This is a genomic window from Ruegeria sp. CK3 (assembly GCF_056536565.1).
Map to the genome: position 1 here is coordinate 190,281 of NZ_JBQFPV010000006.1, position 18,580 is coordinate 208,860.

21 protein-coding genes are annotated in these 18,580 nt (G+C 60.9%); 5 read left to right on the top strand and 16 right to left on the bottom strand.

What is annotated here, in order from left to right; genetic code table 11:
• Nucleotides 1-10: 10 nt before the first annotated feature.
• The 4 genes from ACR0C3_RS10325 to soxR form a co-directional block, all read right to left on the bottom strand.
• Nucleotides 11-1,114 (bottom strand): mandelate racemase/muconate lactonizing enzyme family protein, encoded by a 1,104-nt coding sequence (locus tag ACR0C3_RS10325; RefSeq protein ID WP_480758341.1) that lies wholly within the window; start codon nt 1,112-1,114, stop codon nt 11-13.
• Between the two features lie 34 nt (nt 1,115-1,148).
• Nucleotides 1,149-1,700: a TetR/AcrR family transcriptional regulator gene (locus tag ACR0C3_RS10330; protein ID WP_480758342.1), complete on the bottom strand. Its 552-nt coding sequence runs from the start codon at nt 1,698-1,700 to the stop codon at nt 1,149-1,151.
• Nucleotides 1,701-1,852: 152 nt separating this feature from the next.
• Nucleotides 1,853-3,499, bottom strand: coding sequence for an electron transfer flavoprotein-ubiquinone oxidoreductase (locus ACR0C3_RS10335; protein WP_480758343.1), 1,647 nt, complete (start codon nt 3,497-3,499; stop codon nt 1,853-1,855).
• Between the two features lie 136 nt (nt 3,500-3,635).
• On the bottom strand, nt 3,636-4,091 hold the full coding sequence (gene soxR, locus ACR0C3_RS10340; protein WP_480758345.1) for a redox-sensitive transcriptional activator SoxR: 456 nt from the start codon (nt 4,089-4,091) through the stop codon (nt 3,636-3,638).
• A gap of 87 nt (nt 4,092-4,178) precedes the next feature.
• On the opposite strand from soxR, the gene ACR0C3_RS10345 reads away from it, so the two are divergent.
• The 3 genes from ACR0C3_RS10345 to ACR0C3_RS10355 all read left to right on the top strand — a co-directional run bounded on the left by ACR0C3_RS10345 (nt 4,179) and on the right by ACR0C3_RS10355 (nt 6,269).
• Nucleotides 4,179-4,559, top strand: coding sequence for a VOC family protein (locus ACR0C3_RS10345; protein ID WP_480758491.1), 381 nt, complete (start codon nt 4,179-4,181; stop codon nt 4,557-4,559).
• 234 nt (nt 4,560-4,793) lie between these two features.
• Nucleotides 4,794-5,264, top strand: coding sequence for a transcription elongation factor GreA (greA, locus tag ACR0C3_RS10350; RefSeq protein ID WP_480758346.1), 471 nt, complete (start codon nt 4,794-4,796; stop codon nt 5,262-5,264).
• Between the two features lie 15 nt (nt 5,265-5,279).
• Complete coding sequence (locus tag ACR0C3_RS10355) at nt 5,280-6,269, top strand: hypothetical protein (protein WP_170691560.1); 990 nt, start codon at nt 5,280-5,282, stop codon at nt 6,267-6,269.
• Here the strand turns inward: ACR0C3_RS10355 and ACR0C3_RS10360 are convergent.
• From ACR0C3_RS10360 to ACR0C3_RS10380, 5 genes are read right to left on the bottom strand one after another with little or no spacing between them, the layout of a single operon-like run.
• Complete coding sequence (locus tag ACR0C3_RS10360; protein WP_480758347.1) at nt 6,266-6,859, bottom strand: GNAT family N-acetyltransferase; 594 nt, start codon at nt 6,857-6,859, stop codon at nt 6,266-6,268. The genes ACR0C3_RS10355 and ACR0C3_RS10360 overlap by 4 nt on opposite strands.
• On the bottom strand, nt 6,856-8,901 hold the full coding sequence (locus tag ACR0C3_RS10365; RefSeq protein ID WP_480758492.1) for a molybdopterin-binding protein: 2,046 nt from the start codon (nt 8,899-8,901) through the stop codon (nt 6,856-6,858). The genes ACR0C3_RS10360 and ACR0C3_RS10365 overlap by 4 nt, the downstream gene beginning before the upstream one ends.
• A 20-nt stretch (nt 8,902-8,921) precedes the next feature.
• A complete protein-coding gene (gene mobB / locus ACR0C3_RS10370) occupies nt 8,922-9,413 on the bottom strand; it encodes a molybdopterin-guanine dinucleotide biosynthesis protein B (protein ID WP_480758348.1) in 492 nt (163 codons plus the stop codon).
• Nucleotides 9,410-10,051: a molybdenum cofactor guanylyltransferase MobA gene (mobA, locus tag ACR0C3_RS10375; protein ID WP_480758350.1), complete on the bottom strand. Its 642-nt coding sequence runs from the start codon at nt 10,049-10,051 to the stop codon at nt 9,410-9,412. The genes mobB and mobA overlap by 4 nt, the downstream gene beginning before the upstream one ends.
• Nucleotides 10,052-10,055: 4 nt before the next feature.
• Nucleotides 10,056-10,946 (bottom strand): formate dehydrogenase accessory sulfurtransferase FdhD, encoded by an 891-nt coding sequence (locus tag ACR0C3_RS10380; protein ID WP_170462781.1) that lies wholly within the window; start codon nt 10,944-10,946, stop codon nt 10,056-10,058.
• 49 nt (nt 10,947-10,995) lie between these two features.
• On the opposite strand from ACR0C3_RS10380, the gene ACR0C3_RS10385 reads away from it, so the two are divergent.
• Both ACR0C3_RS10385 and ACR0C3_RS10390 read left to right on the top strand, forming a co-directional pair.
• Entirely contained in the window at nt 10,996-11,712 is a 717-nt protein-coding gene (locus tag ACR0C3_RS10385) for an AzlC family ABC transporter permease (protein WP_480758351.1), read from the top strand.
• Nucleotides 11,709-12,041: an AzlD domain-containing protein gene (locus ACR0C3_RS10390; protein ID WP_480758352.1), complete on the top strand. Its 333-nt coding sequence runs from the start codon at nt 11,709-11,711 to the stop codon at nt 12,039-12,041. The genes ACR0C3_RS10385 and ACR0C3_RS10390 overlap by 4 nt, the downstream gene beginning before the upstream one ends.
• Here the strand turns inward: ACR0C3_RS10390 and ACR0C3_RS10395 are convergent.
• From ACR0C3_RS10395 to ACR0C3_RS10425, 7 genes are all read right to left on the bottom strand, one after another.
• Nucleotides 12,030-12,662, bottom strand: coding sequence for a hypothetical protein (locus ACR0C3_RS10395; RefSeq protein ID WP_170379075.1), 633 nt, complete (start codon nt 12,660-12,662; stop codon nt 12,030-12,032). The two genes, ACR0C3_RS10390 and ACR0C3_RS10395, sit on opposite strands and share 12 nt — an antisense overlap.
• Nucleotides 12,663-12,679: 17 nt before the next feature.
• Nucleotides 12,680-12,814: an aa3-type cytochrome c oxidase subunit IV gene (locus ACR0C3_RS10400; protein ID WP_170379077.1), complete on the bottom strand. Its 135-nt coding sequence runs from the start codon at nt 12,812-12,814 to the stop codon at nt 12,680-12,682.
• Between the two features lie 67 nt (nt 12,815-12,881).
• The gene (locus ACR0C3_RS10405; RefSeq protein ID WP_480758354.1) at nt 12,882-13,442 is read right to left on the bottom strand and encodes a hypothetical protein; all 561 of its coding nucleotides are present in this window, start codon (nt 13,440-13,442) and stop codon (nt 12,882-12,884) included.
• Nucleotides 13,429-15,267, bottom strand: coding sequence for a glycerophosphodiester phosphodiesterase (locus ACR0C3_RS10410; protein ID WP_480758355.1), 1,839 nt, complete (start codon nt 15,265-15,267; stop codon nt 13,429-13,431). Before ACR0C3_RS10410 ends, ACR0C3_RS10405 begins: the two co-directional genes overlap by 14 nt.
• Before the next feature lie 55 nt (nt 15,268-15,322).
• On the bottom strand, nt 15,323-15,775 hold the full coding sequence (locus tag ACR0C3_RS10415; RefSeq protein ID WP_480758356.1) for a DUF6173 family protein: 453 nt from the start codon (nt 15,773-15,775) through the stop codon (nt 15,323-15,325).
• A 3-nt stretch (nt 15,776-15,778) separates the two neighbouring features.
• A complete protein-coding gene (locus ACR0C3_RS10420; RefSeq protein ID WP_480758493.1) occupies nt 15,779-16,825 on the bottom strand; it encodes an MBL fold metallo-hydrolase in 1,047 nt (348 codons plus the stop codon).
• Nucleotides 16,825-18,528 (bottom strand): acyl-CoA dehydrogenase, encoded by a 1,704-nt coding sequence (locus ACR0C3_RS10425; protein WP_480758358.1) that lies wholly within the window; start codon nt 18,526-18,528, stop codon nt 16,825-16,827. Before ACR0C3_RS10425 ends, ACR0C3_RS10420 begins: the two co-directional genes overlap by 1 nt.
• Nucleotides 18,529-18,580: the final 52 nt, after the last annotated feature.

The following is an 18,580-nucleotide window of genomic DNA, read 5'->3' on the forward strand; positions in this document are numbered from 1 at the left end:
GGTGTTCTCCTTAGTATGAGGCGACGGGTGCGCCGAACATCGTCTCGTCGGGGGTGACGCCCAGACCCGGCCCGGTCGGGCGCTGGATGTGACCGCCTTGGATGGTGATGCCGTTTTCGGGATCATAGTTGCCGTCGATATAAGGAGCGGCGAGCCATGCGCCTTCCATCAGTGTCGGACGCACGGTGGATGCAATCTGCGTGCTGGCGGCGGCGATGATGTCCCCGCCCCAGCTGTCATCACAGGTATGCGGCAGGTTGCGCGCCTCGCAGATGTCGCGGAAGGTGCGCATGTTCTGAAGGCCGCCGATCCGGGTGACTTTCATGCCAAACCCATCCACAAGCCCAGTCCCGGCGGCCGAGATCACGGTGTTTAGGTCGACGCTGTTTTCATCCATGTAGATGCCATGGGTCACCTGAGGGCGGATCTTTTCCAGGTCCTGATAGGTGTTGCAGGGCTGTTCCATGATAAACGGCACATCTGGGCATTCGCGAGTGACGCGCAGCGCATCGCGCGTGGTCCACCCGCGATTGCCATCGACCGCAAGGCGCATGCCTGTTCCGCAGACAACCTCCCAGACTTTGCGGATGGTTTCGATATCAATCTCGACAGGACGGCCACCCACTTTGATTTGCAGGCGAGGATAGCCCTCGGCCAGCTTCTCTTTGGCAAGGCGCGCGATATCGTCCGGCGCGCCCACACCCGTCGCATAGTAGGACGGCACGCGATCGGTCTGTGCCCCGCCCAGCAGATCGGCGACGTTGACGCCCAGCTTTTTGCCAATCAGGTCATGGGCGGCGATGTCGATGGCCGCCTTGGCATAATTGTGCCCGTTCAGCAGCCCGTTCATCCGGTGATGCAGGGCCACAGGCCACAGATCCGCGCCGATCAGACCTTTTGCCATCGCCTTCAACGCAGCCCGCGCGCCCTCTGCATGCGCTTCGGCATAGGTTGGGCCGACCGGGCAGGTTTCTCCCCAGCCGGTCGTGCCATCCTCGGCCACCAGCTTGACCAGCGTTGTGTCAAGCGCCCAGACCTCGGCATTGGCCATGGTGTATGGGCCGTTTTTGACCGGCAGATCATGGGCGTAGATGTGGATTTCCTTGATCTTCATTTCCGTCTCTTTTGTCGTTTGCCGGAAGCCCGGCCTAGTGAATATCGGCAGTGGCCAGCAACGCGCGGGCACAGCGCATCGTGGCCGAGGTTGCAGCCTCGGCACCCATTAAACGCGCGCTCTCGGTCAGACCTTCGTGCAGGATGAACAGAGCCTCGGCCAAAGCCTCGGCATCACAATCAGGAGCCACGTGGATCAGCCGCGCGCGGAACATGTCGCGGACATGCTGTTTGTGCGTCGTGACAGCGTCGCGGATCGCATCACTTTCGGGATAGGCCGCCAGTGCATTACGGAACAGGCATCCGGTGTTTGAAACCTCGCGCAGCCAGTCCGCCAGGCGGGTCAGAACGTGCAACACATGATCCGCGCCCTCGAGTTGTTCGGTTCCAGTCCAATCGGAATAGGAGGCATCGCGGTGATTCAACGCGCCTATGACCATCGCTTCGCGGCTGGGAAAATACTTGTAGAGCGTGCGCAGGGAAACATTCGCTCCCTCTCGCAAGGCTTCGACGCCTTGGGTGGCAAATCCCATCTCTGAAAACTGCCGGTCAAGATTCTCTGCGATTTTCTGCTGTGTCTCAGTCATGTCACGGTGGTAGAGCGATCACTCTACCTACACATCACCGTTTGCGACACAGACTTTCTTACCAACGACAAAAAATGCCACCGGCGGGACCGGTGGCATGGAACAAGGGCGGGATGGCGGCAGGGTCGCGCCGCCATTGCCGGAGTTTTCAGTTACATGTTGGGATAGTTCGGGCCGTCGCCACCCTGCGGAGTAGTCCATGTGATGTTCTGGCTCGGGTCCTTGATATCGCAGGTCTTGCAGTGGACGCAGTTCTGGAAGTTGATCACGAACCGCGGGCCGTCTTCATCCTCGACCATCTCATAGACGCCAGCCGGGCAATAACGCTGCGCGGGCTCGGCGAATTTGGGCAAGTTGACAGCAACCGGGATTGACGGGTCGCCCAGTTTCAGATGGCAGGGCTGGCTTTCCTCGTGGTTGGTCATTGCGAAGGACACGTTGGTCAAACGGTCAAAGGACAGCGTGCCATCGGGCTTGGGATAGTCGATCGGCTTGTGCTTGCTGGCCTCTTCGGTCGACTCGGCGTCGTTCTTGCCGTGACCCATTGTGCCGAACAGCGAAAAGCCCAGCGTATTGGTCCACATGTCCAGACCACCCAGCGCCAGCGAGGGCATGAGGCCCCATTTCGACCACATCGGCTTGACGTTGCGCACTTTCTTGAGGTCCTGACCAATGGCACCTTCGCGCACGTCGGTTTCATAGGCCGTCAGTTCATCACCGGAACGGTCAGCCTTGATGGCGTCAAAGGCGGCCTCTGCTGCGGCTTTGCCCGACAGCATCGCGTTGTGGTTGCCCTTGATGCGCGGCACGTTGACCATGCCCGCCGAGCAACCCAGCAGCGCCACGCCCGGAGCGACCAGCTTCGGCATCGACTGATAGCCACCCTCGGTGATCGCGCGGGCGCCGTAAGCCACGCGCTTACCGCCTTTCAGCAGCTCAGCCACCATCGGGTGATGCTTGAAGCGCTGGAACTCCATGTAGGGATACAGATGCGGGTTCTTGTAGTTCAGGTGAACCACAAAGCCGACATACACCTGGTTGTTTTCCAGGTGATAGATGAAGGAACCGCCACCTGCGTTGCTGCCCAGAGGCCAGCCCATGGTGTGCGTGACGCTGCCTTCCTTGTGTTTGGCCGGGTCGATCTCCCAGATCTCTTTCATGCCGACACCGTATTTCTGCGGCTCTTTGCCAGCAGACAGGTCGTATTTGGCGATGACTTCCTTGGACAGCGATCCGCGCACGCCTTCGGACAAGAACACATACTTGCCGTGCAGCTCCATGCCCGGTTCGGTGCCGGGGCCGTAGGAGCCATCTGCTTCCAGACCGAAGACACCGGCGACCACGCCTTTGACTTCGCCGTTTTCGCCGTAGACCAGCTCGGAACAAGCCATGCCGGGGAAGATTTCCACGCCCAGCTCTTCCGCTTGTTCGGCCATCCAGCGGCAGACGTTGCCCATCGAGACGATGTAGTTGCCGTGGTTGTTCATCAGCGGCGGCATCGGCGCGTTGGGGATACGCAGCTTTCCGGCCTCACCCAGCATATAGAAGTTATCTTCGTTCACCGGCGTGTTCAGCGGCGCGCCTTTTTCTTTCCAATCCGGGATCAGAGCGTCCAGCCCGCATGGATCCAGCACCGCGCCCGACAGGATATGCGCGCCCACTTCCGAGCCCTTTTCCAGAACCACGACATTCAGGTCGGCATCCAGCTGTTTCAGACGGATGGCCGCCGACAGGCCCGCGGGGCCTGCGCCCACGATCACCACATCGTATTCCATCGCTTCGCGTTCAATCTCGGCCATCGCGGGCTCCTTAGCTAACTTTCCGAATTGGCGCTTTTCTCATGCGGTCGGCGCAATTTTGTTTCTCGGCTGATTACATGGTGAGAAAGACTCAGGTCAATCGAAACACGGCGTAACAATGCCGCTATTCGACACTTCAAGTGCTTGGCGAGTCGCCCATAAGGTATCTGGGACCGCTACCATGTGATTTGGCGCGGTCATCGGGGTTGTAAAGAGCGCATTTCGGCAGGCTGAGGCACCCACAGCCGATGCAGCCGTCCAGATTGTCGCGCAATCGCGTCAGGGTATTGATTCGCTGATCCAGATGGGCACGCAGGGTAACGCTTATGTCTTTCCAGTCCTGCGGCGTCGGGGTTCGGTTGCCGGGCAGGCCCGATAGCACCTCGCGGATCTCGGGTAGGGTCAGGCCAAATTGCTGGGCGATCATCACAAAGCTCAACCGCCTGATATCGGCCCGTTGATACCGCCGCTGCCCGCCTGCATTGCGCCAGGGCGAGATCAACCCCTGCTCCTCATAGTAGCGGATCGCCGACACCGCCAACCCGGTACGCCGCGCCAAAGCGCCAATTGCCAGACCTTCGGAAGCCGCCATTTCACCCTCGTAAAAATACCTTGACCTAAAGTTAGGTTTAGGAATTACGCTGAGTCGTGACAAGCCTTAAAAATGAAAGGACCTGCCATGATGGCCTCGCTTGAACACACCAACTTTACCGTCAACGATCCCAAAGCCTCGGCCGCCTGGATGCACAAAGTGTTTGGATGGGACATCCGTTGGGAAGGCGCCGCGATGGCGGGCGGCTATACGGTGCATGTCGGCACAAAACACACCTATCTTGCCCTCTACCGCCCCGAACACCCCGAGCCATCAAACGAAAGCAGCTATGACGTGGTCGGCGGCCTGAACCACGTGGGCGTTCTGGTCGAGGATATCGATGCGACCGAGGCCAAGGTGCGCGCGGCAGGTTTTACACCGCATAACCACGCCGATTATGAGCCGGGCAAGCGGTTCTATTTCGACGATGACAACGGGATCGAGTTCGAGGTGGTGCAATATGATTGAGATGTTGTGGCTCTGCACCCCGTCACAGCGGTGGCGCAGGAACAAGCCCCCGGACCACCGCCACAGGCGCGAACCGCCTCAGCGGAACGGCGTTAAGTCGCAAATCGACGTGTGACGCCCTCTTGGCCTCTTGCATTTCACGCTCCATTTGGGTCAGGTACTGAACGACCCATCATTCGCCCCGACGCTTTCCCCGCGGCGGGGCGGCTCAATTTATGCGTGGACAACAAGATTATGGAAAAGATTCCAATGACGCCTGCGGGCAATGCCGCGCTCGAGGCGGAGCTGAAAAACCTCAAATCCGTCGAGCGCCCGGCGATCATCAAAGCCATCGCTTCGGCCCGCGAACTGGGTGATTTGAAGGAAAACGCCGAATACCACTCGGCCCGTGAAAAGCAGGGCTTCATCGAAGGCCGCATCAAAGAGCTTGAGGGCATCCTGTCGCTGGCCGATGTAATTGATCCGGCCAAACTGTCGGGTGCGATCAAGTTCGGCGCCAAGGTCACGCTGTTCGATGAAGACACCGATGAGGAAAAGACCTGGCAGATCGTGGGTGAATACGAGGCCAATATCGAAAAAGGCCTTCTGAACATCAAATCGCCCATGGCCCGCGCCTTGATTGGCAAGGACGAAGGCGACAGTGTCGAAGTTCGCACGCCCGGCGGTGTACGTTCCTACGAAGTTCTCAATATCGAATTCGCCTGACCCGGAGGGTCTGTCATGTCGGGGCCACAACCTGACCAGGAAAGCGAACGGCCGACCTCTTTGGGCATCTATGATCGCCCTCAGCGCCCGTCTGTGACCTCGATCGAGATTGCGGCCGGGGTGCTGAGTGTCATCTGGCTGGTGGTCTCGGTCCTGTTCCTTGTGCTGCCCGACCAGACACAAGGCGGCGGGTTCATTGTGACCCTGTTGGCGGTTTTCCTGCCGGTAGCGATGATCTGGGTCGCGGCGACGGCGATGCGCGCCAGCCGCGTCATGCGCGAGGAAAGCGCACGGTTGCAAACCGCGATTGACGCGATCCGTCAGGCCTATGTCGTTCAGCAACAGCGCGCCGCCAGCTCGTATGAGCCGACGGTGTCCAAGAAGCTGGACGAAATCGCCGCTGTGACCAAAAAGGCCGAGGACGCGCTGGCGACTTTTTCAAGCAAACGGCGTGAACCCTTGCAGGTCGACCCGCCTGCGCCGGGCGGACAAACCTCGCTGGCGCTGGGCACCACCGCCGAAGAGATCACACCGCCGCTGACCACCGATACCTTCATCCGCGCGCTAAACTTCCCCGAGACCGAGAAAGACACCGAAGGGTTCACCGCGCTGCGGATGGCGTTGAAGGATCGCAAAGCATCCAAACTGGTGCAGGCCTCTCAGGATGTTCTGACCCTACTCAGCCAAGAAGGCATCTATATGGATGACCTGCGCCCCGATATGGCACGGCCCGAGGTCTGGCGTCAGTTTGCGCAGGGCGCACGCGGACGCTCGGTCGCGGCTTTGGGCGGAATTCGGGATCGCTCGTCGCTGGCGTTGACGGCGGCGCGGATGAAACAGGACCCGATTTTCCGGGATGCAGCACATCACTTCCTGCGCCGCTTCGACAACATGATCGTCGAATTCGAAGCCAATGCCAGTGACGCGGAGCTGACCGCCCTTGGTGATACAAGAACCGCGCGGGCCTTCATGCTGTTGGGGCGTGTGGCCGGAACCTTCGACTAGGTGGTAGGTACAGGCCAGCTCATCTTGGTGGCGCGGCTGAAGCCGAACAGGTGCCGAAACGGGCCGGTTTTCTCAACACCCACAGGTTTGAACCCTTCGCGTTCATACAGGGCCTGCGCGCGTGGGTTGGTGTCGATCACATCCAGTTGCACCTCGGCCATACCACGGCGCTGCGCCTCGGCCTTGATGGCACAGAGCAGCGTCGTGCCTATGCCCTGCCCGCGGGCCTCATCCGCGACAAAGATGCCGTCCATCTGGAACACACCGGGCTGCAGATCGCGCTCCAACACGCTCAGAACCACACCGCGCCAGATCGCCCCGAACCAGCCATAGACGCGGGAGAGGTCCGACAGGCTGCCGCCCGCCAAGCCGCCTTTGTTGGTCTTGAACCCCGCAAGGCCCAGCATCCGGCCATCAGCGGCGCGCGCAACCAGCGCGAATTCCGGATCGAGGGCCGTTTCAAAGAAGGCCAACCCTTTTTCATCCGGCCCCATCACCTTGTGCAGCTTGGCCGCAAAGGCCTGCCAGAACAGGGTTGCGGCTTGGGGCCTTTCAACCTCGCTAAAGCCTTTGGAAACCGTGACCGTCACAGCCCAAAACTGCCGTAAGGGATAAAGCGCACCAGATCGCCCGGCTGGATGTGGCGCGCGCCGTCTTCGATCTCGACCAGCCCCTCGGCCCAGCTTAGCCCGCTGATCCGGCCAGAGCCTTCCGAGTGGAAAACCTCGACCCGCCCCTCGCGAATACGCGCGCGCAGATATTCGCGGCGACCGGGTTTCTTGCGTTTCTCAAAAGCGGCGGGCACCTCGAAACCCTGTGGCTCTGCCCACCCCTGCCCTGACATCTGGCACAGGGCAGGGCGGGCGAAGATCAAAGTACAGACCTTGGCGGCCACCGGGTTGCCGGGTAGGCCAAAGACCGGTGTGCCCGACCACATGCCCAACGCCAGAGGGCGACCGGGTTTAAGAGCAATCCGCCATTCCTGCATCGCCCCCGCCTCGCGCAGAAGGGCTGAGACATGGTCCTCATCCCCCGCCGAAGCGCCGCCGCTGGTCAGGATCACATCGGCCTGTGTTGCGGCCTCATCCAACCTCGCCCGCAGGGTTTCGCGGTCGTCGGCGACGCGCCCAAAATCGACAGGCGCAAATCCCATACGGTCGATCAAAGACAGCAGCATCGGCCTGTTCGCGTCAAATATCTGCCCGATGCCGACTGTCTCGCCCGGCTCGACAATCTCATCCCCGGTGGACAGAACGGCCACGCGCAGAGGTTTGCGTACGGGCACCTCGGAAGTACCGACCGCCGACAATAGCGCCATGTCGGCCGGTGTCAGCTTGCGACCGGCTGTCAGAGCCACCTCGCCCGCTGAAACATCCTCACCCGCGCGACGCGTGTTTGCGCCCTGCTTCAACGGGCCGTGAAAGGCAATGTGGCCGTCCCGAACCGTCACGTCCTCTTCCAGAATGACCGTGTCCACGCCTTCTGGCAGAGCCGCGCCGGTCAGGATGCGCAACGCGTGGCCTGAGGGAACCGTGCCATCGAACGGAATACCCGCCGCGGCGCGCCCCTCGGTCAGTGGCATCACCTGCGCGCCTTCGGTCACGGGGCCTGCAAACCCATAGCCATCTACTGCCGTGTTGGGCTGCGGCGGGTTCGAACGCTGCGCTACCACGTCCTCGGCCAGAACGCGGCCCAACGACTGCGCAAGCGGCACCACCTCGGCCCCTGTGACGGGGCGCAAACGATCCCGCAGCAACGCGAGCGCGTCATCCACGGGCGTCCAATTCACCCCGGCGGGTAAGGCAAAACAATCGTTTCGCAATGGCGGAGGCGATATGTTCGGTTTGTCCTGCGCTACACCCAAGATCCACCCCTCCTCTGAGGCTGAAACGTTCAACTGTCTGTCCAATTCCTGATCCGTCATCCACGACAGAGTCAAGACAACCTGTTCGACCTGCCACGCATCCTTGATCCGATCCGGCGGCGCTGCACCAAGGTTGAGCGAGGGCCAGATCTCGACAAACGCAACCGGTTTATCCAGTGTCTGAAAGGGCCAAATAGCGATCTTGCCCGCGAAATTGTGGCGGAGCCGGTTCAACACGGGCAGACCCATCATCACCTGTCCGCCGACGGCGCCTGCGCCTGCCATTTGCCAGCAGGTAAAACTGCCCTTGGCCAAACGCTCCACCGCGCGTCGATCCGGAAACGGGTTGTGATAGTCCTGTTTCGTGCGCGGCAGCCCGGCAATGTCGCGCTGCAGGCCATTCATCCAGAATGGACCTTTGCCACCAAAGCCCATATTGATCTGCCCCGCGAGGTCAAAACGGTTGTTGGCGGTCGGGAAATCCTTGATCCGATCTTGGAACCAGTCCCACAACGCAAGCGGATCATTTGTCCCGGTGATCGCTTTGGCAAAGCCTGCGGGATAACCGAAGGGGAAATCAAACCCCAGCATCAGGCGGCGACCTGCAGACAGTTCAGTGCCGATCAGACTGCGCAGCCAATCCTCGGCGGCCACCCGATTGCGCAGATAGTCTAGCGCCTGTATTGCGCCGTCGCGCACCACGCAGGCCCAGATGGCATCTTTGCGAGGGCGCGGTCCAGTGTCGTTGCCACCGGACCAATCGACCATCGCAAAGCTGTCGAAAAGGCTCACAAACCGACCTCGGAGAGGATGAAATCCGCAATCGCCGATGTGTCGTTTAGATCGAACACGGGTCGGTCCAACTCCAGCGGAGTATCACTGGCCACAGCGCGGATCGTGCCATCCGACGGGGCGATCAGGTTATTGCCCGGCTCAGCGCGGAAGGCCTCGACCTTGGGGTGGCGTTCGCGTTTATAGCCCTCGATCAACACCAGATCGACAGGCGAGAGGCGAGCGAGCAGAGAGACCAGCTTAGGCTCCTCTGCGCCACGTAGCTCCTGCATCAGGGCAACGCGTTGACCCGAGGCCAGAAGAACCTCGCTCGCGCCTGCCATTCTGTGGCGATGGCTGTCGCGACCCGGCTGATCGACGTCAAAGGAATGATGCGCGTGTTTGACGGTCGAGACGGTGTAGCCGCGTCCGGTGATCTCGGCCACCAGCCGCTCCATCAGCCCGGTTTTGCCTGCGTTCTTCCAGCCGGTGACGCCGTAGACTTTCATGCCTGCTCCAACAGTTTTTCGGCGCGCGCGAGATCGTCCGGTGTGTTGACATTGAAGAACGGATCGAACGGGTCGGCGGGAAAAAGCGCCTCGCGCCCGTCATGCTTGTCGGTCCACAGTACGACCTTACGCAGCCCGTCGTTCAAAGCGGCACGCAGATCATCGCGCAGCGCCACAGGCCAGAGGCCGAATGTCGGGTGCCGGTTGACCTTCTTGCCGCCTGACTTCAAGGCCTCGTCTCCGGTGCGGGGCGTCGTGGCAAGGACCAAAGGATGCGTTTGACCCTGAGCTTCGTCGGTCAGCCGCGCCACCAAATCACGCGGGAAGAACGGCGTGTCTGCGGCAGCGGTGACGATACTGTCTGCGTCCTGCTCTGCCGCCCAATCCAGCCCGGCCAAAACCCCGGCCAAAGGGCCTGCAAACCCTTCAATCGAGTCCGGCAGAACGGGCAGATTCCATTCCGCAAACCGCGCTGCGTCTCCGTTGGCGTTCAACGCGAGGCCATCCACCTGCGGGCCGAGCCGGTCGATGACGTGCGACAACAGGCTCTCCCCCCCGATCTGCAAAAGCCCTTTGTCTCCACCGCCCATCCGGGTCGCAAGGCCACCTGCGAGGATCACTCCTAGGGGTTTGGTCATACCATCAGCCATTGGCACTTTTCCTGCGATGTTTCTTGTCCTCGACGGCCACGCTCGCCGGGTCCACGTCGCGTAGCAGGCGATCCTCGCCGGACAGGCACACAAAGCGCTGCCCGCGCATGCGACCGATCAGCGTCAGGCCGACCTCGCGGGCGATCTCGACGCCCCAGGCGGTGAAACCGGACCGGGAGGCCAGAACCGGAATGCCCATCATCGCCGTTTTGATCACCATTTCCGAGGTCAAGCGCCCTGTCGTGTAGAGGATCTTGTCCTCCGCAGTCTCATTCTCGGACAGCATCCAGCCGGCGATTTTGTCGACGGCGTTGTGGCGACCCACATCTTCCATATACACAAGCGGCCGGTTTTCACGGCAGAGAACCGTGCCATGGATCGCACCGGCCTCAAGGTACAAGGAAGGCGTACGATTGATCTTGGCAGCCAGATCGTAGAGCCACGAGGTCCGGACCGACACCTGTGGCAAGCGCACGTCCTCCAACCCCTCCATCATGTCCCCAAAGACCGTGCCCACGGCACAGCCGCTGGTGCGGGTCTTTTTCTTCAGCTTGTCCTCATAGGAGGTTTCGCGGGCCGTCCGCACAACCACGGTTTCGAGGTCATCATCATAGTCGACCCGAGTGATTTCATCATCAGCCAGCAACATCCCCTGATTGCGCAGGAAGCCCAGCGCCAGATACTCGGGATAGTCGCCAATGGTCATCGCGGTCACGATTTCCTGGGAATTGAGGAAGATCGTCAGCGGGCGTTCCTCGACCACCGAAATCTGGCTGACTTCGCCATTCTGGTCCACGCCTTCAACCGCACGCGTCAAACGGGCCGCGCCGGGATCGGGGGCGATGATATAGTCCGAGACATCCAGTTCTGTCACCAATTGCAACCCCTTCCCAAGACCGCTACTGCTGCTGCGAATACCATAGGATTTAGCCATGGCAGACGCCACATCCAAGTCATACTTCTGGAAAGGGTTTCGCGACGGGACACCCTTCATTTTTGTCGCGATTCCATTTGGCACCCTGTTCGGGGTTTTCGCCGCCGAGGCCGGGCTGGATATCGTGCAAGTCGTCGCCTTCTCGGCCACGGTTTTCGCCGGAGCAGCGCAATTCACCGCCCTGCAATTGCTGCAGGAGAACGCGCCGACAGCCATTGTGCTGGCCTCGGCTCTTGCGGTGAATTTGAGAGTGGCGATGTATTCAGCCTCACTGACGCCGTTTCTGGGGGCTGCCCCCATGTGGCAGAGGGCCTGCGCCGCCTATCTGACGGTTGACCAATCCTATGCCTGCTCGATCGTGCAGTTCGAGAAAGAGCCAAAGATGACCGTGCCGCAGCGCATGGCTTACTTCGTCGGTTCGGTCACGCCGATCACACCCTGTTGGATTTTGGCGACCTATCTGGGCGCGGTTTTGGGCACCCGGATTCCCGAAAGCTGGGCTTTGGATTTCGCCTTGCCAATTACCTTTCTGGCCATGCTGGGGCCGATGATGCGGACGCTGCCCCATGTCATTGCGGCCCTTGTGGCGCTGATCGTATCATTACTGGCCGTAAGCGTGCCGTTCAATCTGGGCCTGTTGATCGCCGGAACCGCTGGCATGATCGCAGGCGCTCAGGCGGAGGTGGTCTTGAACCGCAGAAAGGCGCCTGCATGACCCAGATCGACTCCACCACCATGTGGACCGTCATTGTTGGCCTGGCCATCGGTAGCTTTGCCCTACGCTTTGTGTTCATCGGCTTTGTCGGAGACCGCCCGATGCCACCCTGGCTGCTGCGCCACCTGCGCTACACCGCCGTGGCAATCCTGCCCGCGCTGATCGCGCCGCTGGTCGTGTGGCCTGCCGCGACCGAGGGCCAACCCGATGCGGCCCGAATGGCGGCTGCGGCAGTGACGCTGTCTGTTGGAGTGTTCACCAAAAACGTGCTGGCCGCGATCTTTTCAGGCGCGGCCACACTTTATGGTCTGCTATATTTACTGGCTTGAAGCCGCGTCCAGCTGGTTAAGAGCGGCGTTATTGGCCGCCAGACCTTTTTGCAGATCGGCATCGTCATTCTCGCGATATTCTTCAGTGATGACACCGGGAATTTCGGCGAACTGTTCCGAAAGCTTAATCGGAAAGAAGGTTACTTCGATCTGCTCGAAGCCGGGCACCTGCTGCAATAGCCGCGCGGTTGAATTTGCGCAAAAAGACCCTGCGACCGGCCCGGTCTGCTTGGCCAGTTGCAGCGCTATCTCAGCCTGTTGCGGCGTAACCTGAATGGTCTGGATGCGGGCAAAATGCGTCTCGCGCGCGTGAGAGCTGCGATACGCACGCTCAACCGCTGGGGTGATGCCGTATAGAACATCATCCCGCACCGGAACGATATCCGCCCGGAACGAGCCTGCTGGGTCAAAAATCACCCTCTCGCTGGCACCGATCATCAACGAGGTATGCGCCCCCGAACCGGAGCGCGTGTTGATCATCGTATAGAGCGTCAGGGTCGACGGCCCAGGATCACGGTAGGACCGCGATACGATCTCAGCCTGATCTGCCTGAGGGCGTTTAGAATTCGCGCAGCCAGCCACTGTTGCCGCCAAAAGGCAGGCGATCAAAATCCTGAACACGGTCGACCCCGAAAGATTTAAGAAGCATAAAGCGCCAGCAGGAACGCCAGTATCGCAATGGCGACACAGCACCAGACGGTGGCCTTGATGAAGCCCTCAAAGGTTTTGGTTTGAACGGTGATGTCCATTTCGCCGTGCTTGTGTTCAGCCATGAGTCTCAGATTCCCAATTCGCGTGTTTATCCGCTGGATAATCGAAAATTCCGGGCCTGTCACCACGTCATTCCAGCGCAGGGGCTCTGTCACCCAACACAAAGCATCCTGGATAGCCAAATCCCCAGCGCCACGGCAGTCCGCTGCAGGGGCCGCCGCCGAATCGGACCGCGCCGTAGAGGGTGTCCGAGGTCAGCGAATGGACCGAGCGGATCTGCTCGGGCGTCATGTCATAGCGTTCCGCATAGGCCTGCGCGTGGGTCTCGCCATGGGTTTCGACACAGACCTGCAAAGCCTGATCGGCAGCAAGGCGCTCGTCATAACTTTCTCTGGCCGTCTGCGCACCACCGGCGTTGTGATAGGCACGGTCATGGGTAACGCAGCAGTACTCCCAAGGCGGATGTTCCTGATACAGCTCGCCGATCTGAGGGAACGTATCGGCCACCCAGCGCCAGCTGGCCGACAACCCGCCCGAGCATCCGTCAGTTTCGAACGGGATCAGTTCGGCATCGCCGCGTTGTGCGATCAGGGCACGGTGCGAGGGCATCTCGACCGCGCGCATCAGGTCTTGAGACGTGGCCGGGCTGGCCAGCAGAAACAGACCCAGCGCCAGTTTACGGGCTGTCATCGCGCATCGCCTCGGTATCGACTGTCATGCCGAAAGTTGTGGCAAGCCAAAGCAGCACGCGTTCCGCCGGGCCCATCTCGGCGCGGACGCGCAGAACCTCGCGCGCCATGGCCGGGCGGTCCGTGATCAACCCATCCACCCCCATCGAGGCCATCGCCGACATCTGCAGCGGATCGTTCACCGTCCAGACATAGATCTCCTTGCCCGCCGAGTGGACCGAGCGGATCAGTCCCGGAGACACGGTTGCCGCGTTCACAGCAACAAAATCGCCTTCCAGCCCCGCCAGATTGCCCACCGCCGTCGCAGCCAGAACACCGGCGCGCCAATCCGGGCGCAGCGCCTTCATCTTTTGCACGGCCGGATATTTGAGCGACATGGTGGCGATGTCGTCCTGCATTTCGAACTCTTCGACCAACGCGGCGACCCGGTTTTCCAGGTCAACGTCGTGGCCGTAATATTTCAGCTCGATAATGACTTTGGATTTGCCTTTTGTCGCCTCTAGCACCTCACGCAAGGTTGGGGTGCGTTGGTCGGCATATTCAGGGCCAAACCAGCTGCCGATGTCGATGGTTTCAACATCCTCCATCGTGGCGTCCCAGATTTTTGTCGGGACTCCGGCCAGTTTCATGAAGTCACTGTCATGGGCCACGATAACAACGCCATCGGCTGTTTCCTGCACGTCGATCTCAACCCAATCCGCGCCATCTTCGATTGCCTTAAGAACCGAGGCCATGGTGTTTTCGGGCCGCAGCGCCGCAGCCCCCCGGTGGCCAATAACATCGGCATGATCCTCGGCTTGAACACGTTCCAGCAGATTGTGGCCGAACCAGCCACCCAGCAGAAGGGCAGCTGCCGCCAGCCCGACCGCTGTGAACAGCGAGGCCTGCATGCGGCGCGGCTCGGGGTGTGGCGGCTCATCCGTCTGAGGTTCAAAGAACTTGTCCAGCAGAACCGCCAATGCGCCCAGCGCAGAGGCGGCCAGCACCAGCCCGGCCAGAGACCACAGCCCTGCAATCGCGAGGCTATAGGTCAGCGCCAATTTTAGGTTACTGCCGCCTTGCAACGGCACCAGTCCAAACAAAAGCCCGGCCACCCATGCAATCGCCGCTGCAATCGCAAGGCGCATCGCCAGCCATGCGACCAAGGCCAGTTTCAAGCGCCCGCGTTTGCCCTCCATCCGGGACGTGCTGATATTGAACACATGCGCCGGGTGGACGTTTTCAAACAGCACCACATGAAGTGACAGAGCCCAGCCCGACAGCTTGCGGATCAGCACCCAAGCCATGGCCAGAGCCACCGCGCCGATCAGGGCCACAGCCACCATAAAGGCGGGCGGGTGGAAGGTCAGGTAGTAGTTGATGTCGTATTCGGTCAGCGTCCACCATGCGATCAACGCGGCGACCGCCAGAAACGGCAGCGCCAATAGCAAAACCCGCAGAATAAACCGGGCCGCAAAGCCAAAAAGCGACGGCAGGCGCGACAGGACCAAGCCGATCGCCGCACTGCCTGCGCGCCACGGATCAGCCTCTCCCATCCGCAGAGAGGCTGCCATGACCGCAAAGACAAACACCTCGGCCAATAGAAAAAGGCTCAGTACCACGATGGCCGCGATGAAACCGGCGGGCGAGAGGATGAAGGCCGCGATATCCTGATCCGTCAGCGCGGTTTGATCGGACAGCGAAACCGCCAGATTGACCGCCAGAGCGACACCGGGTGCGACCAGCGCGATCAGCAGCAGCCGTACCGCCAGATAGATGGGCACAAAGACCCTGCGTCTTGCCCAGGCGCCGGAATAGGCATTTGTAACGGTTGAAAAAATGGACATGCGAGCACCCTTGAATGATGCATGCATTCAAGGGTGTGCAGGCGTGAATTGCAAGTCAGCTGTCTTCGAGATCCGCAGCCAGACGGAACCCGATGCGATTGGCGGGCTTGTCCTCTACCGATTTGGGCAAGGCGCGCAGCATCACGTTCAACTGGCTGACATGCTGCACCAGCTGCGTTCGCGCGCCTGTTCCATCCGAGCCGAAGAACGTGATGATATCTGGGTCGAAATAGCCCATCCCCTGAATCCGCATCACACCCGCGTCACCGCCGGTAAAGCCCATTGCGACCTCATGATCGCCATCCAGCGTTTTCTCGAAATTCTGGATGTAAAGGATCAGACGCTCATACGCCCATTGCGCGGCGCTCTTGGTTTCAACAGGTTTTTTCAGTTGCCCCGGCAGGGGCTGGGTGCCGGACCCGGCCTCGGAATCCGCGTGAACCTCATAGCACCGCGGCAGGGCATCCGCTTCGGCGGCCTCAGCCGAGGTTTCAATCTTGTCCTGCATTTATCACCCTTTGCGCTGAAACGTCCACGCCCCGTCCGCGCGTCGCGTCCGGGTAACAGCGCCACTGTGATGAAGATGGTTCATATGTGCAACCGCTTCGACCAGCGCCAGCCCGTATTCACCTTCACGAATGGTACGCTTGAACAGCGGGGCAAAGCACTCGGCGGCGGCTTTGGGTTGGTCCAGATATTCCAGCAGACGCTCTAGCGCGCCGTGGTGGTTCTCGATCAGCTGACGCATGCGCAGCGGCAGACCGGTAAAGGGCAATTTGTGGCCACCCAGAACCAGATGATCCGGGCGGGCCAGCTTTTGCAGCCGCTCGCAGGTCTCGATCCAGTCCGAGACCGGATCGGCCATGGGTTCAGTTGCATAGACACCCAGATTGGGGCTGATCGAGCCGAGGATCTGATCGCCGCTCAGCACCAAATGATCATCGCGGCTCCAGAGTGTTACATGTTCGGGCGCGTGACCATTGCCCATATGCACGTCCCAGTTGCGCCCACCGATGCGGATCACGTCACCCTGTTTGACCCGCGTGAAGCCGAGGGGCATGGGATAGACCGTATCGGCAAAGTTGAACGGACGATCGGCCTTGCGCTTTTCCAAAAACGCAGGGTCCATCCCGGCGCTTTGATAGAAATCCAGCGTCTCGTGCGGCCAGTTCTCCTGCACGTCCAGTGTCAGCATCCGCGAAAACAGCCATGCGGTGCGGCTGGTGACCAGCTCGACCCCATGTTCGGCCTGAAACCAACCGGCATTGCCCACGTGGTCGGGGTGGTGATGGGTGACAACAGCGCGCCGAATGGGCTTTCCGGTCAGAGGGCCCGACATCAACTCAGCCCAGATGCGGCGGGTTTTGTTCGAGGACATACCGGTATCAATCACCGTCCACCCGTCGCCGTCATCCAGCGCGTAAATATTCACATGGTCTAGCGCCATCGGCAGCGGCAGGCGCATCCACAACACGCCCTCGGCAATCTCGATGGCTTCACCGGGGGCGGGCGGCTCGGGCCAAGGGTATCTGATGCCCGATGGCTGCACGCCGTCCATCACGCGCCCAGATCCTCGGCGCTTAGGGCGAAGAGGTCATCCGCCCCGTTCTGCGCCTGCGCCAGCAGACCGAGATATTCGGGCAGCAAGGCATTGATGTAGTAGCGCGCCAGTCGCGCCCGCGGGCCATCCGGATCGGCAAGGGCTGCGGCCAGATGGTAGTGCCCGCCCAAAACCCGCGCAAAAGCGCGCAGGTAGGCCGCGGCACCCGCAAAGCGCGCGTTCATATTGTCCTGCGCCACCATCCATTCGGTCGCTTCGCGCAGGGATTCCGTGGCCTCCCAGACCGGACCGGCAAGGTCGGGCATCTTGGAGCGGGCCTGTTCGGCGTGATCTTCGATCTCATCGAGCAAACTGGCAGCAGCGTCTCCGCCATCCATCATCTTGCGGGCGACCAGATCCATCGCCTGAATGCCGTTGGTTCCCTCATAAATCGCGGTCACGCGGACATCGCGGTAGTACTGGGCTGCCCCTGTTTCTTCGACGAAGCCCATGCCGCCATGAACCTGAACACCTGTTTCGGCGACGCGCATCCCGGTCTGGGTGCCAAAGGCCTTTCCAATCGGGGTCAGCAGAGCAGCCCGCGCGGCCCAGTCGGCATCTCCGGTCGCCTGCGCCATATCAATCGCTGCGGCATTCGCCAGCATGATCGCCCGCGCCGCAAACACATCCGCCCGCATTTCGGTCAGCATCCGGCGCACGTCCGCGTGGTCGATGATCGTGCCCGAGGGCGTCTTGCCCTGTTTCCGCTCCATCGCGTAGGCCAGCGCGTGCTGATACGCGCCCTCGCCGACGCCGACGCCCTCACCGCCGACACCGAGACGCGCGTTGTTCATCATGATGAACATGGCCGCCATACCGCCGTGCTCTTGCCCGACCAGCCAACCCGTGGCCCCGTCATACTGCATCACACAGGTCGGAGATCCATGGAGACCCAACTTATGTTCAAGCGACACGACGCTCAGGTCGTTGGCAGCGCCGGGGTTGCCCTGCGCGTCGGGCAGGTATTTTGGAACCAAAAACAGCGAAATCCCCTTGGTGCCCGGAACCGCGTCGGGCAGACGGGCTAAAACCAGGTGGCAGATATTCTCGCAGAAATCATTGTCGCCCCAGGAGATATAGATCTTCTGTCCGGTGACCGCATAGGTGCCGTCACCATTGGGTTCTGCCCGCGTCGTCAAGGCACCCACATCCGACCCGGCCTGCGGCTCGGTCAGGTTCATCGTTCCAGAATAGGCACCAGACATCAGCTTGGGCAGGTACAGTTCCTTAAGCTCGTCACTGGCATGCGCCTCAAGCGCTTCGATCTGACCCTGCGACATCAAGGGGGCCACCTGCAGCGACAGGCAGGCCGCGCTCATCATCTCATTGACCGCCGAAGTGACAGCCATGGGCAGACCCATGCCGCCATAATCGGGGCTACCGCTCATCCCGATCCACCCGCCTTCGGCGATGGCTTTCCAACCGTCAGAGTATCCGGGTGAGGTGCGCACAACGCCGTTTTCCAGCCGTGCCGGTTCCAGATCACCGGGGCGTTGCAGCGGGGCAAGAACCTCTTCGCACATCTTTCCCGCTTCCGTAAGGATCGCGCTGACCACATCCGGGGTTGCGTCAGCGAATCTCTCGGTGGCCGTGATCTGATCCAGACCCACCACATGGCGGAACAGGAATTCATAGTCAGAAACTGGGGCGCGGTATGGCATGGCTTCCCTTGCGGTCTGTCGGCACGGCCGCACTTGGAATCTGCGATCAGCG

Coding starts and splice junctions, on each gene's coding strand:
- ACR0C3_RS10325 (WP_480758341.1), bottom strand. CDS start 1,114: ATGAAGATCAAGGAAATCCACATCTACGCCCATGATCTGCCGGTCAAA.
- ACR0C3_RS10330 (WP_480758342.1), bottom strand. CDS start 1,700: ATGACTGAGACACAGCAGAAAATCGCAGAGAATCTTGACCGGCAGTTT.
- ACR0C3_RS10335 (WP_480758343.1), bottom strand. CDS start 3,499: ATGGCCGAGATTGAACGCGAAGCGATGGAATACGATGTGGTGATCGTG.
- soxR (WP_480758345.1), bottom strand. CDS start 4,091: ATGGCGGCTTCCGAAGGTCTGGCAATTGGCGCTTTGGCGCGGCGTACC.
- ACR0C3_RS10345 (WP_480758491.1), top strand. CDS start 4,179: ATGATGGCCTCGCTTGAACACACCAACTTTACCGTCAACGATCCCAAA.
- greA (WP_480758346.1), top strand. CDS start 4,794: ATGGAAAAGATTCCAATGACGCCTGCGGGCAATGCCGCGCTCGAGGCG.
- ACR0C3_RS10355 (WP_170691560.1), top strand. CDS start 5,280: ATGTCGGGGCCACAACCTGACCAGGAAAGCGAACGGCCGACCTCTTTG.
- ACR0C3_RS10365 (WP_480758492.1), bottom strand. CDS start 8,901: ATGGTCGATTGGTCCGGTGGCAACGACACTGGACCGCGCCCTCGCAAA.
- mobB (WP_480758348.1), bottom strand. CDS start 9,413: ATGAAAGTCTACGGCGTCACCGGCTGGAAGAACGCAGGCAAAACCGGG.
- mobA (WP_480758350.1), bottom strand. CDS start 10,051: ATGACCAAACCCCTAGGAGTGATCCTCGCAGGTGGCCTTGCGACCCGG.
- ACR0C3_RS10385 (WP_480758351.1), top strand. CDS start 10,996: ATGGCAGACGCCACATCCAAGTCATACTTCTGGAAAGGGTTTCGCGAC.
- ACR0C3_RS10390 (WP_480758352.1), top strand. CDS start 11,709: ATGACCCAGATCGACTCCACCACCATGTGGACCGTCATTGTTGGCCTG.
- ACR0C3_RS10400 (WP_170379077.1), bottom strand. CDS start 12,814: ATGGCTGAACACAAGCACGGCGAAATGGACATCACCGTTCAAACCAAA.
- ACR0C3_RS10405 (WP_480758354.1), bottom strand. CDS start 13,442: ATGACAGCCCGTAAACTGGCGCTGGGTCTGTTTCTGCTGGCCAGCCCG.
- ACR0C3_RS10410 (WP_480758355.1), bottom strand. CDS start 15,267: ATGTCCATTTTTTCAACCGTTACAAATGCCTATTCCGGCGCCTGGGCA.
- ACR0C3_RS10415 (WP_480758356.1), bottom strand. CDS start 15,775: ATGCAGGACAAGATTGAAACCTCGGCTGAGGCCGCCGAAGCGGATGCC.
- ACR0C3_RS10420 (WP_480758493.1), bottom strand. CDS start 16,825: ATGGACGGCGTGCAGCCATCGGGCATCAGATACCCTTGGCCCGAGCCG.
- ACR0C3_RS10425 (WP_480758358.1), bottom strand. CDS start 18,528: ATGCCATACCGCGCCCCAGTTTCTGACTATGAATTCCTGTTCCGCCAT.